Source organism: Iodidimonas nitroreducens (assembly GCA_000710935.1).
GTDB lineage: Bacteria > Pseudomonadota > Alphaproteobacteria > Sphingomonadales > Rhodothalassiaceae > Iodidimonas > Iodidimonas nitroreducens.
In genome coordinates this window covers 41,586-54,323 of sequence record BAYV01000006.1, presented here as the reverse complement: position 1 = coordinate 54,323, position 12,738 = coordinate 41,586, and the positions used below count along the sequence as shown (strand labels likewise).

The following is a 12,738-nucleotide window of genomic DNA, read 5'->3' as shown; positions in this document are numbered from 1 at the left end:
ATAATGTCATAAACTGATTGATCAATAAAATTTCAATATGAAGCATAAATGCAACATGTTTGAAAAATTATTTCGATCAAACTTTATCCTGTTGATAAAATATTGATAAAGCTTTTGTGAGCGTTTAGGACAAAAGACATGTCTGAATGTTGCGGCATTAACCATTGGTTAACGTTACGGCAGAATTTCGAAGCCATTTTTTCAGCGCCGCGCCATCATCATCAAGGGAGGAAATCACATGAAAACCTATTTAAACACAGGCGATCACGGCCCCATAGCGCGGCAAAAAGGATCATCGGCTCGCAAGGCATTGCTGGCATCCGTTGCCTTATCGGCGCTATTTGGTGGTTCTTCGGCCATGGCGCAAAATGCAGATAATGCCGATGGCCCCAAGGTTTTCTCTTTGGAAGAAATCGTGGTGACGGCACAGCGGCGTTCGGAAGGGGTGTATTCCACCCCCATGGCGATCACGGCGCTGTCTGGCGAAAATCTTCAGATGCGCGGCATTGATAGTTTGGCGGATATTGATCGGGCCGTGCCCAATCTGAATGTCACCCGCTTTGGGGTTGGCAATCCTGCCCATGCCGCCATTTTCATTCGCGGCATCGGCTTGCAGGATCATATCATCACCACCGATCCCGGCGTTGGGGTTTATGTGGATGGGGTCTATCTGGGGCGGCAGATGGGGGCCAATCTCGATCTGGTGAATATCGAACGCATCGAAGTGCTGCGCGGCCCCCAAGGCACCCTTTATGGTCGTAATACCCTGGGCGGCGCGGTCAATATCATCACTCAAAAACCGGGGGATGAGGATCATTTCGAATTTGGCCTGCAGGGCGGTACGCGAGCCCGCGTGGCAGCGAATTTCTATGGCAATTTCAAGCTGACCGAAGATATTTCCATGTCGGCTTCAGGCAACATCACCCGCCGCGATGGATTTGGTAAGGCGCTGAATGTGGTGGAGCCAACCCGGCAGGTGGGCGAATTGTTCCAGGCTTCGGGCCGTGTGGCCCTTGATTGGCAGGTGAATGATCGTTTCTCGCTTTTATGGACGGCTGATATGGTGGAAGGCGAAAATGGCCAATCGCCCATGACCGCAGAAATCATTCCCGGCCTTGATCAGCCCGGCGTATTTGCGGAAACCGGTTTGGGCTTTTTCACCGATCCCACTGGCCCGGCGGTTGATCTGGCCGGCGGTCCTTTGAAAGCCAGCGATATTGCGGCTGATCCCGATGATACCAATTCCGCTGAGGGCAATCTGCTCAATCAGTCCAATTCTGGATTCGGGACCTCGCTCACCGCCGATTATATCATCAATGACATGTTCAGCACCAAGGTTCTGGCGAGCTTCCGTCATTCATCCTATACGGGTGGCCTGGATGATGATGCGGCCTTCCAGGATTTTCAATCTTTCCCGGAAAGCGGCGAAGCGGATCAGGTTTCTATCGAAGCACAGTTGAATGGTGAAATCGGTCGTTTTGATTTTGTCAGCGCCCTTTATTATTTCCGTGAAGAAGGTGATACCTTTTCCGGCCCCAATACCTTCATCACGCCGGGCGATACCTTTGATATCAATCAAACAACCAACAGCTATGCGGCTTTTGCCCATGTGGGCTATCGGGTTACGGATCGCCTGAAGCTTTCGGGCGGGCTGCGCTATAGCTATGATAAAAAGAGCGCCGATGCGCTGTTCACCAATAATCCATGGTTTCTGGCACCGCCCGTTGGCTCGGGCAATGGCACACCAGGTTCCGCACAGCGGGTGTTCCGGTCTGAAGATTGGAATGAGATCACGTGGAATGCGTCCCTTACTTATGATCTGACCGAAAATCTCAATGTGTATTTTGCTGAATCCAAAGGCTATCAAAGCGGCGGTTTCCCCCCGCGTCCCTTTGGCGGGCCGAATACCTTCGTCAATTTCGATCCCACCACAGCCCGCAATCACGAGCTTGGTTTCAAGGGGCAGCCTTTTGATTTCATGCAATCGTCGGTCGCGTTCTTCTTTACTGAATATACCGATCTGGCCTTGCCCTTTTCCAGCCCTTCGGCGGCAGGTTTTGTGACCATTACCGCCAATGCCGGGAAATCAGAAGCTTTGGGTTTCGAGCTTGAAAACACCTTCCAGTTTGGTGGTTTTTCGCTCAATACTTCGGTTGGTTATCTGGATAGCGAAATCAAGCGGATTGATCCGGGCACTCAGGGCGTGGCTGTGGGCGATACCCCGGCGCTGACCCCTGACTGGACAGTCAATGTGGGCCCGCAATATCAGTTCGTGCTGCCAAATGGCGATATGATCACCATGCGGGCTGATTATTCTTATCGCAGCACCATGTTTGGGCAATCGGTCAATAATGAGCTCAATAAGCTCGATGCCCGCGATCTGCTCAATTTCTCGATCCGCTATGAAAATCTGGCCAATAACTGGTCGGCAACCCTTTATGGCGACAATGTCTGGAACGAGAAATATGATGTGGGCCGCCTTGATCAGGCCTTTTCCGGCTTTACCGAAGTGATCTTGAACAATGATCGCAGCGAATTCGGGCTGAAATTCAACAAGCGTTTCTGATCTGATCTCCATTCGCTTTTGCGTTACAAATACCCGGCCTCCCATCAAAAGGGGGCCGGGTTTTTTATGAGAGTTTTTTATGAGGGTTTTGATCGAGATTGATGAAAACAGGCTTATAGCCAAGCTGTCATATCAATGAAATATGGCTGTAACACCGCATGCTTATCTCTGGTTTGGTGAGTGCCTAATGGCCCTGAACCAGGATCAGGATGATCCCGGGCGCTCATTTAAATTTATGGGATAAGGGTTTGGGATTGTGCCGCTACGAAATCCAAAAGAGCAGATCCGTCGTGCCAATGAAGCGCATATTTTGCAGGCGGCGGAACAGGTCTTTGCCCAATATGGATATCGTGGGGCGACCATGGATGGTATCGCCGAAGCGGCGGGCGTGCCGAAAGCCAATGTGCATTATTATTTTGCCAATAAAAAGCGCCTTTATCAGCGGGTGATGGCCGGGGTTTTTGATGCGGTTATAGAGGCTTGTGCAGCTTTTGATCGCAATCCTGAACCGGCGGAAGCCCTGCGCGATTTCGTGGTCAGCCATATGGAATTGGCGCGTAACCGCCCGGATGCCCTGCGGGTGTGGGGGATGGCGGTCGCATCGCGGGGCCAGGATTTGCCCGATGATGTGATGGAGCCTTTAAAGGCGTGGCTGGCCGATCATTGCCAAAAGATCGAAGGCTGGATCACTGCGGCAAAGATGCCCATGCTCGATCCGGCCATTTTGTTCCATATGATCTGGGCGAGCACGCATTATCATGCGACCCATGATTGGCAGATTTCAAAGCTATCCCCAGAAGCATCAGAAACTCCGATGAGCGACCGCGCCTTTATCGAAGCCACCGAAGATCTGGTGCAGCTGGTTTTGCGCGGCACCGGCTTGCAAAGGCTGTAAATCTTAATGGCAAGCCGGTGCGGGGCGGTTCAGAAAAGATCAGGGCCCAAATTGCTGCTCATCAAGGCGCCAGATCATCGAGAGCAATGGTCATGCCCCGCACGGGATCGCCAGCCATATCGCGTAGATCAAAGCTGAGAATGCGCCGATCCCAATCCACTTCGATCATCCCAAAATTTTCCGGCCCATAAAGCTGCCCCATCTGATGCGGGCCGGTTTCGGTAACCGGGCCTTTGGCAAAGCTGAGATTAAGCGAGCTTGAGGTGATTTCATAAAGCGGAAAAGCGGCAATATCATCGCGCCGATAAAGCCCGCCCACATGGCGATCACCCGATAAAATGAGCAGGGATGAGACGCCGCTGTCGTTGATCAGATCATAAAGCCTTTGCCGTTCAAGAGGCAGGCTGTGCCAACCTTCCCAGCCATGGCCATCGGCCAGCACCTGAATGGACGATACCAATATCCGAAGATCGGCAGGCTTTTGGAGTTGCTGTTCCAGCCATGTCCATTGCGCTTCTCCCAGCATGGTTTTGGCAGGATCGGGATCGGGCAGATAGCGTTCTTTTCCCACCGCACCGCGTTCATCGGTGGGCCGCAGATCGGATCTGAACCAGCGTGTATCGAGAAAAATGATCTGAACCCTTTGCCCCACCGGCCCCATGATGCGGGCATGATAAAGCCCATCACGCTGGCGCACCGGTGCATCTTTTGGCACTCCAAAAAAATCGAGCATGATATTTTTGGAGCCTTCTTTTAAGGGGAATTCGGCACCGGCATCATTCAAGCCATAATCATGATCATCCCAGCCGGCTATGATGGGGACAGATCGGCGAAAATCCTTGAATTCGGGGATGGCGCCCAAAAGCGCATAGGCGTAGCTGATGGGTTCTAAAGCCGGTTCCCTGATCCATTCGCCTTTATATTGGTCGGCATAAACATTATCGCCTGTGAACAGAAACAGATCAGGATTTTGTGCCGCAATGCTGTTCCAAAAGGGCTGTGGCCGGGTTTCATCGGCACAAGAGCCAAAAGCGATTCGACTGATGGCGCTGCTTTCAGCAGGGAAGGGTGCGCGGTCCGATAAGCCATCCTCTGCCCTGAGTTGATGCGGGATCATGCCTGCCAGCATGAAGCAACTGATTGCAAATAGATGATTAATAGAAAATTTCACTGGTCTTCCTCCCGTTTTTCAGTGAATGGGCAGGCCTGTCTGGTCCCGGCCTCGTCCTTTTCGAGATTATAGACTCTGTGCGCGCGCATCTGTGTGAATTTTACAACACATCGTTTTAAACTTTTCAGAACATCCTTGATCAAATACTCAAAATATTTATTGCGCTGCAACAAGTCAGGCGCACAATTTGTTCCCAATGAAGGGGCGTTTGAAAACACAAGCTTATGTTTTCTCATAGAAATTTTTCAAGGTCCTCGCGAGATACGGATCGTCCTGCGCTGCTTTCGGCTGAAATATCATGCATCAAATTGTTTTTTAGTCCTTGCCCAGGTCCGAAAAAAGCGTTGTAAGCACACGACTTTGCAAGATAACTTGACCAAACGGTTATAAAAATAAAAGGCTGATCATAAAACCTGTGGGCTTTGTCATAGAATTGCAAAAGCTTCTGTGCATGGTCCGTCGAAGCCAAGGGCAAAGGCTGCGTCCGATTAACTGCCCATAAAATATGTAAAGCAGGAGGGAATGACACGATGAAGAGGTTCAGACAAAATTATCTAGGGGCTGCGAAAGCACTGCTTTTGCTGTCGGCATCCTTGCCCGCCATGATGGTGGCCCAGCAGGTTGAAGCACAGCAAACGACATCAGGCGTTCGGGGTGTTGTTACCGATCCATCGGGTCAGCCTTTGGCGAATGCGGCGATCAGCATCACCGATAGTCGTACGGGCAGAACGATCTCATCAGAAACATCGGCTCAGGGGCGCTTTTCCGCAACGGGTCTGGAAACCGGTGGTCCCTACACGGTGACGGTTGAGAGCAGCGGCTATCGTGCCGAGCGCATCGAGGGACTTTTCCTCAATATTTCGCAGATGGCAGATCTGTCGATTTCCCTCACTTCGGGTCAGATGGAAGAAATCGTCGTCACGGCAGCCCCCATTGTGATGAGCCAGCTGGCGATTGGTCCGGGCCGCTCTTTTGGTCTCGAAACGCTGGAATCCTTCCCGTCGATCAGCCGCGATTTCCGCGATATTATTCGGATCGATCCCCGCGTCAGCATCAATGAAGGCAATGACGATTCCATTTCCTGTTTGGGCGGGAATAATCGCTTCAACAGCGTGACCATCGATGGGGTGCGCGCTTCCGATGGCTTTGGTTTGAATGCGTCGGGTTTGCCCAGCCGCAATAACATGCCGATCCCCTTCGATGCGGTGCGTGAAACATCGGTGGAATTTGCGCCCTATAGCGTTGAATATGGCCAGTTTACCGGCTGTAATATCAACATCGTCACCAAATCCGGGACCAATGATTTCCATGGCTCGGCCTTTTTCGTTTTCAACAATGACGATCTGACCGGCGAGCGGATCGATGGCGAGCAGGCCATTACCGATCCTTTCACAGATAAAAACTGGGGTGCCGAGCTTGGTGGCCCGATCATCAAGGACAAGCTGTTCTTCTATGTCGCCTATGAAGAAGCCGATGATTCCGGCATTCAGGATAATGGCCCCATTGGTGGCGGTTTTGGCACCGAAGAAGGTCCGACCGTTGCCCAGGTGGAGCAGGTACAAGGCATTCTTGAAAATCAGTTCGGTATCGAAACATTAGGCATTGCGCGTAGCCTTGCGCGGGATAATCGCCGCATTCTTGGTCGTCTCGATTGGTTTATCAATGATGATCACCGTGTTGCCGGTACCTATACCCGCCTGCGTGAAACCTTTGAGCAGCAGGATGATTTCGGTTTCGGGAATGATTTTGCCTTCCGCAATAACTTTTTGGAAGAAGGCAGCGAAATTGAAACCTATTCCGTTCGCGTTTTCTCGCAATGGACCGATAAGCTTTCCACGGAATTCTGGGTTTCCCGCACTGATAATACCGATTCCCAGGATCCTGTTGGTGGCGGCGAAGCGCAGGATGCCAATCCTGTTCCGCGTATTTTTGTCGATACGCCGGGGGGCACATTGCTGTCAGGTCCGGGTGAATTCCGCTCTGCTAATGCCCTTGATACCCAGATCAACCAGCTTCGTTTGAATGCCGAATATCTGACCGGTGCGCATAAGATCACCGCCGGTTATGAACTCGATCAGATCGATGTATTCAATCTGTTTGTCACCGATGCCACCGGCACCATCACCTTCGATTCGATTGAAGATCTGCAGGCCGGTCGGGCATCAAGCATCGAGGGCAATGGCTCATTCACCGGCGATATCAATGATGCGGCGGCGAATTTCTCACGCTCCATTCATTCCCTTTATCTGCAGGATGAATGGCAAGCGACTGACGATCTCACTTTCCTGCTTGGCTTGCGCTATGATTTCTATACATCGTCGGATAATCCGCGGGTCAGCCAGCAATTTGTCGATCGCTTTGGTTTCGCCAATGATCAGGCTTTCGATGGCTTGGATATCTTCCTGCCACGCTTTGGCATCACCTATGAAGCGCCATGGGATTTCTATGGCCAAACCACTTTCCGGGCCGGCGCGGGCATCTTCTCGGGCGGTGATCCGACCGTGTGGTTCTCGAATGCCTTCTCGAACTTCGGTTCCGGAATTGGCTTTGGTTCGATCACCCCAACCAGCCAGGATTCGCCTTGCACCGCAGCCGATCTTCAGGTGATTGATGCCAATGGCAATTTCACGGGCACGCCTGCCTGTTTGGCTCAGGCACAGATCGCCCAAGCCACGGGCGCTGATGGACGTGTGGATGCGGTTGATCCCAATTTCAAGCTGCCGTCGGTGGTTCGCGGAAGCTGGGGCTTCACCCACTTCACCGATTTTAATGGCGCTGTGGGGGGTCTTCTGGATAATTGGCGGGTCGATTTCGACATCATCCATGATCGTCGTCGCAATTCAGCCGATTTCGTGGATCTGACCCTGACCCCGGTTGGTTTTGCCCCTGATGGCCGCTTGCTGTTCAATGCCGTTGATCCGCTGCTTCCGGGTTGCAATGCCTCCTTCCTTGGGCCGCGCATCGGCTTTTCGGGGAATACGGCGCAGGGCGGTCCTTGTGATGCCGGTGGCGATGATCAGGATATCCTTCTCACCAATACCAAAGGCAAAGAAGGCGGCACCACGTCGATCTCCTTGTTGCTCAATAATAGCTGGGATTATACCGTCTTTAATCGCCCGGCCCGGTTTGATTTCAACTTTGGCTATGCTTTCACGGATGCCAAGGTGAAGAATCCAACCACAAGCTCCACAGCGACATCGAACTTTGAAGAAATCGCATTGACGAATATCAATGATCCCGAGCTTGCATCGTCGCAATTTGCCAATAAGCACAATATCACTGTGGCAGCGACCTTCAGCCATGATTTCTTTGAAGATCTGAGCAGCACGCTCAGCGTGTTCTTCCAAGCGCGCAGCGGTCGTCCGTTCAGCTTCGTGTTCGATAACAACACGCCAACCACTTTGTTTGGTGATAGCGATAATGAAGAACGCAATCTGTTCTATGTGCCATCCGGCCCGAATGATCCCCGTGTTGATCTTTCGGCTCTGCAATCAGCAGGGACACTTGATGCGTTCTTCAACTTCCTCGATGAAACGGGTCTGAGCAAATATGCCGGTCAGATTGCACCGCGCAATGCCTTCCGCGATGATTGGACCAAGGATCTTGATCTGCGCTTCCAGCAGGATCTGCCAACACCGTGGCGCGGCCATAAGTTCGAGCTGTTCTTTGATATCGAAAACTTCCTGAACTTCATCGATAGCGGTGCCAATGTGTTCCAGTCTTTCGATCGGGGCGATGTGTTTGAAGGCGTCCCCGTTCTGGATGCCGGTCTGAATGCGGATGGTTCGCAATTCGTTTTCAGCAATTTCAATCCCGGTGGCTCGGATACATCGGCTTTCGGGTTCAATCCGAACCGCAATATCAATGTGGAATCAACCATCTGGCGCTTGCAGGTTGGTATTCGCTACAGCTTCTGATCTGATGATCGGATAACCGGACGACAGAAGGCGGCTGCGGCCGCCTTCTGCTTTTGGGCCTCCGTTCTTTCCATCAAGGCCCGGTCTTTTGAGCAAGGCCCCACCTTTCGATAAAGGAGCATCGATCAATGTTGAAACAGATCAGCCTGGCGATTACCGCCATCCTGCTGATCGGGTGCACGACCAATGCGCAGGAACAACCGGTCTTGCCGCCGCATGATGTGGTGGCCAAGGATGTTGTGGCCCGGCAGCCCGGCCTGATGTGGGTTCGCCGATCTTCGGAATATGCCATCATCACCGCCCGTTTATATGAAGAGGCCAAAACCGATCTCGATGCCATCACCCGCCAGCGGGGTGCGGATCAGCGCCCATGGGTCGTGGTGCTCGATGCCGATGAAACAATCTTTGATAACAGCCAATATCAGGTGGAAGCGTTACAGGCCGGGGCAAAGGATTTCGATCCTGTGGCCTGGAGGACTTGGGTGAAACGCGAAGAAGCCACCGCCGTGCCCGGTGTCCTCTCATTCCTTGATCATATCCGCAAGCGCGGGGGCAAGCTGGTGATCATCACCAATCGCGATCAGAATGTAACGAGCCATAGCCGCGCTAATCTCAGCGCATTGGGGTTTGATGCGGATCGCGCCGATCTGTGCATCCTTGGCCGGGGGGCGCTAGATCGCAAGGATGCTAATCCGAAGGAATGGGAAGCTTTTGGCTATGGCAATGATAAGGATCGCCGGCGTCGCCTGATCATGGAGGGCAAGGCCGAAGCCTGCTGGGATTGGCAAGCCGGTGATGCCCGTGAGCACTATCAGGCATCATGGGCGAAGCCGCACGAAATCCTGATGTATGTGGGGGATAATATCAAGGATTTCCCCGCTTTGACCGAGAGCATTGCCGAAGATCCACAGGCCATGCAGGCGGTGATGGCCAATCCGCATTATGTGCTTTTGCCCAATCCCGTTTATGGAAGCTGGGAAAGCCGCCTGAAACCGGCAGCCGCTTTGCCATCCCAGCCTTGAAGCCTGAAAAACGAGCGCGAGCGCAGATCAGTTGCGCTCGATCTCAGATATTTTGGAACCTTCAAGGGAGAGATTATACATCAGCCCCTTATTGCCGAAAATAAAGGCAATGATCGGCGCATCGAGATTGGTGGTATCAATAGAGCCACCTGCGCCGATGGTGGCAATGGCCACCGAGCCATCAACGCCCACTTCCCATTTATCGCTATTGCGGAAATTATTTAGCGCCCCTTCTTCCATAAACAGCAAAACCTGGCTGCGTACCTGCCCGCCAAGCTGCAAGCCGATCGATGCGGCGGCGGTGCTATAATAGCCCACTGCAGAGCCATTCACCAAAAGCGCGCCTTCGCCATATTCGCCGCCAATGCCGATCCCGGCTTTTTTGATGCTGGGAAACACCAGAACGCCAACGGATTTATCCAGCAGCGATTGGGCGCCATCGTATTTTTCACGAAATTCGGCCATGGTTTCGGCCACACGGCGATCAATTTTCTTCTTCGATGCGGCATCGACAACCGAGGCCGAACCGATAATGATAAAAGCCGCGACCAATGAAAAAGCCGCGATTTTTCTGAATAGTGCTGAGATTGGCATCAACGTTCCCCCAAAAATGCTTTCTGTGCTTATCTGCCGGATAAAGACGGCATTTTGAAGACAGAGCCGCGCAAAAACAAGGCCATCATCAGATCGGTTCAATCCGCAGCATACAAGGCGTATCGAGCACATCATCGATCTTGTGGAAACGGCTGAGCACGGCCTGCATCCGGGCTTCCGTGGTTTGATGGGTGGTCATGATCAGATGCACGCTATCATCGGATGCCCGGGTGCGTTGGATCAGGCGCTCCACCGATACCCCTTCATCGCGGAGCGCCGAAGCGATTTCCGCCATCACCCCGGCTTTATCAGCCACCCGCAGGCGCACATAAAATTCACCCCGGCGCGTCCCTGTTTCCAGAAGGGGCAGGGGTTTCAGCTTGGAGGCAGGCATTGAAAAAGTGGAATTGCGATTGCCCCGGGCCAGTTCGATAAGATCGGCCATCACCGCAGAGGCCGTGGGCCCTGCGCCCGCGCCCAACCCTTCGATCATGCAGGGGCCAACGAAATCGCCATGGGCTTCGATGGCATTGGCCGCCCCGCCCACCTTCGATAAGGTTTCATTGGCATCCACAAGGCAGGCATGAACCCGCTGATCGAGCTTGCCATCATCGGTGATGCGGGCAATGCCCAAAAGCTTGATCCGAAAACCCAATTCGCGGGCATAGGCAATATCGATATCGGTGATGGCACGAATGCCTTCGATGGGCAGATCCATCGAGGGCGGGGCGCCAAAAGCAAGGCTGGTCAGGATCGAGATTTTATGGGCCGTATCCACGCCATCGATATCAAAGGATGGATCGGCTTCCGCATAGCCCAAGGCCTGCGCCTGTCCTAGCGCATCGTCAAAGCTTGCGCCGCTGTCTTCCATCAAAGTGAGGATGAAATTGGCGGTGCCATTCAAAATGCCGTGCATCCGGTCGATACGATTGGCGGCCAAGCCTTCTTTTACGGTTTTCACGATGGGAATGCCGCCCGCAACGGCCGCTTCAAAACGCAAAACAGCGCCTGATTGCTCGGCTAATCTGGCCAGTTCGTCGCCATGATGGGCGATCATCGCCTTGTTGGCGGTGACCAGTGAAATTCCTTTGGATAAAGCCGCCCGGGCGAGATCAAGGGCCGTGCCCTCGGCACCGCCGATCAGTTCCACCACCACATCCACCTTTTGGGGATCGGCCAGTTGAAGCGGATCATCATGCCATTCATAAGCGCTGATATCGGCCTCGCGCTCTCGATTTTTATCGCGCGCCGAAACGGTGACAACCTGAAAGTCCCGGCCAGAGCGATCAGCGATCAGCGCCCCGTTTTTGGCCAGAACCGCCAGCAGGCCGCATCCCACGGTTCCAAGGCCTGCGATGGCAAGGCGGATGGGCTGCGGTTTTGCCTCATCTGGTTTTCGCGATACAGTTTCGGCTGCGTTTCTGGTCATAGCGGACCCTTCATGTAACAGATATTGGGAAGAAAAGGGTGAAGAGGCATCAGGCAAGGGCAAGCGCCCTATCCAGTTGATCGGCAATGGCCCGTGCCATATCCATGGTGGAGGCCGTGCCCCCCAGATCGACGGTGACACACTGTGCCATGGCAGCCCCAATGGCCGCACGCAGGGCTTTTGCCTCTGTCGGCAGGCCCAGGCTATGATCCAGCATCATTGCAATGCTTTCGATCATGCCGATGGGGTTTGCCTTGCCTTGCCCCGCAATATCAGGGGCCGAGCCATGCACCGGCTCATAAAGCCCGGCACCGCTCGCCCCCAATGATGCAGAGGGGATGAGCCCGATGGAGCCGGTCAGTACACTGGCTTCATCGGTGAGAATATCGCCAAACAGATTTTCCGTAACGATTACATCAAAATCCCGCGGCCGAGTTATCAGATGCATGGTTGCGGCATCCACCAGCAGAATTTCAAGCTCGATATCGGGAAAATCGCGGCTGATGATCTCTTGGGTCACGGCGCGCCACAGGCGGCTCGTTTCCATCACATTGGCTTTATCAACCAGGCTCAGCTTGCCCCGACGCTGGCGCGCGGCGATGGCCGCCATGCGCACCACGCGCTCGATCTCGTGGCGGCTATAGCGGCAGATATCATAGGCACTATCGCCTTCGGTGCCCTTGTCGCCAAAATATAGGCCGCCGGTGAGTTCCCGCACAAATAAGATATCGGTGCCCGAAGCGATTTCGGCCTTCACCGGCGAGCGATCAACAGCCCCGGGGCGAACGATGATGGGGCGCAGATTGGCATAAACCCCCAAAGCACTGCGCAGCGCCAAAAGCCCCACTTCCGGGCGCTTGTTCCCCGGAAGATCATGCCATTTCGGCCCCCCCACGGCGCCCAAAAGAACCGCATCAGCGCGGCGGGCGGCTTCCAGCACATCGGCGGGCAGGGGTTCGCCCATGTCGTCAATGGCCGCACCGCCGATCAGCCCGGTTTCGTAATTAATCGATAAGCCGCGGGCCAAAGCCAGTTGATCGAGCACATGGCGTCCGGCTTCGAGCACTTCCGCGCCGATACCATCGCCGGGTAAAAGCAAGATACGATGGGACATTCTATCAAAAGCCCTTTCCGGTTATTTTAA

8 protein-coding genes are annotated in these 12,738 nt (G+C 53.6%); 4 read left to right on the top strand and 4 right to left on the bottom strand.

Annotated elements, in window-relative coordinates; translation table 11 throughout:
• The first annotated feature begins 238 nt into the window (after positions 1 to 238).
• Positions 239 to 2,566 carry a TonB-dependent receptor gene (locus tag AQ1_RS02150; RefSeq protein ID WP_081837008.1) on the top strand — a complete coding sequence of 776 codons (2,328 nt, stop codon included), beginning with the start codon at positions 239 to 241 and terminating at the stop codon, positions 2,564 to 2,566.
• Between the two features lie 256 nt (positions 2,567 to 2,822).
• Positions 2,823 to 3,461: a TetR family transcriptional regulator C-terminal domain-containing protein gene (locus tag AQ1_RS02145; RefSeq protein ID WP_081837007.1), complete on the top strand. Its 639-nt coding sequence runs from the start codon at positions 2,823 to 2,825 to the stop codon at positions 3,459 to 3,461.
• 61 nt (positions 3,462 to 3,522) lie between these two features.
• Here AQ1_RS02145 and AQ1_RS02140 read toward each other — a convergent pair whose 3' ends face one another.
• Positions 3,523 to 4,578, bottom strand: a complete 1,056-nt coding sequence (locus AQ1_RS02140; RefSeq protein ID WP_161760384.1) for an alkaline phosphatase D family protein — start codon at positions 4,576 to 4,578, stop codon at positions 3,523 to 3,525.
• Between the two features lie 584 nt (positions 4,579 to 5,162).
• Between AQ1_RS02140 and AQ1_RS02130 the strand changes: the two genes are divergently transcribed.
• Positions 5,163 to 8,549 carry a TonB-dependent receptor gene (locus tag AQ1_RS02130; RefSeq protein ID WP_042083615.1) on the top strand — a complete coding sequence of 1,129 codons (3,387 nt, stop codon included), beginning with the start codon at positions 5,163 to 5,165 and terminating at the stop codon, positions 8,547 to 8,549.
• Between the two features lie 128 nt (positions 8,550 to 8,677).
• Positions 8,678 to 9,571 (top strand): HAD family acid phosphatase, encoded by an 894-nt coding sequence (locus AQ1_RS02125; protein ID WP_042083613.1) that lies wholly within the window; start codon positions 8,678 to 8,680, stop codon positions 9,569 to 9,571.
• A gap of 27 nt (positions 9,572 to 9,598) precedes the next feature.
• Here the strand turns inward: AQ1_RS02125 and AQ1_RS02120 are convergent, their stop codons facing one another.
• The 3 genes from AQ1_RS02120 to leuB all read right to left on the bottom strand — a co-directional run bounded on the left by AQ1_RS02120 (position 9,599) and on the right by leuB (position 12,708).
• Positions 9,599 to 10,165, bottom strand: a complete 567-nt coding sequence (locus AQ1_RS02120; protein WP_081837017.1) for a lipid-binding SYLF domain-containing protein — start codon at positions 10,163 to 10,165, stop codon at positions 9,599 to 9,601.
• 88 nt (positions 10,166 to 10,253) lie between these two features.
• Positions 10,254 to 11,594 carry a homoserine dehydrogenase gene (locus AQ1_RS02115; RefSeq protein ID WP_042083611.1) on the bottom strand — a complete coding sequence of 447 codons (1,341 nt, stop codon included), beginning with the start codon at positions 11,592 to 11,594 and terminating at the stop codon, positions 10,254 to 10,256.
• Between the two features lie 49 nt (positions 11,595 to 11,643).
• Positions 11,644 to 12,708, bottom strand: a complete 1,065-nt coding sequence (leuB, locus tag AQ1_RS02110; RefSeq protein WP_042083607.1) for a 3-isopropylmalate dehydrogenase — start codon at positions 12,706 to 12,708, stop codon at positions 11,644 to 11,646.
• Positions 12,709 to 12,738: the final 30 nt, after the last annotated feature.

Bases quoted from the DNA above. Each gene is read 5' to 3' on its own strand.
- AQ1_RS02120 (WP_081837017.1), bottom strand. From the start codon at position 10,165: ATGCCAATCTCAGCACTATTCAGAAAAATCGCGGCTTTTTCATTGGTC.
- AQ1_RS02130 (WP_042083615.1), top strand. From the start codon at position 5,163: ATGAAGAGGTTCAGACAAAATTATCTAGGGGCTGCGAAAGCACTGCTT.
- AQ1_RS02150 (WP_081837008.1), top strand. From the start codon at position 239: ATGAAAACCTATTTAAACACAGGCGATCACGGCCCCATAGCGCGGCAA.
- AQ1_RS02115 (WP_042083611.1), bottom strand. From the start codon at position 11,594: ATGACCAGAAACGCAGCCGAAACTGTATCGCGAAAACCAGATGAGGCA.
- AQ1_RS02140 (WP_161760384.1), bottom strand. From the start codon at position 4,578: ATGATCCCGCATCAACTCAGGGCAGAGGATGGCTTATCGGACCGCGCA.
- AQ1_RS02125 (WP_042083613.1), top strand. From the start codon at position 8,678: ATGTTGAAACAGATCAGCCTGGCGATTACCGCCATCCTGCTGATCGGG.
- leuB (WP_042083607.1), bottom strand. From the start codon at position 12,708: ATGTCCCATCGTATCTTGCTTTTACCCGGCGATGGTATCGGCGCGGAA.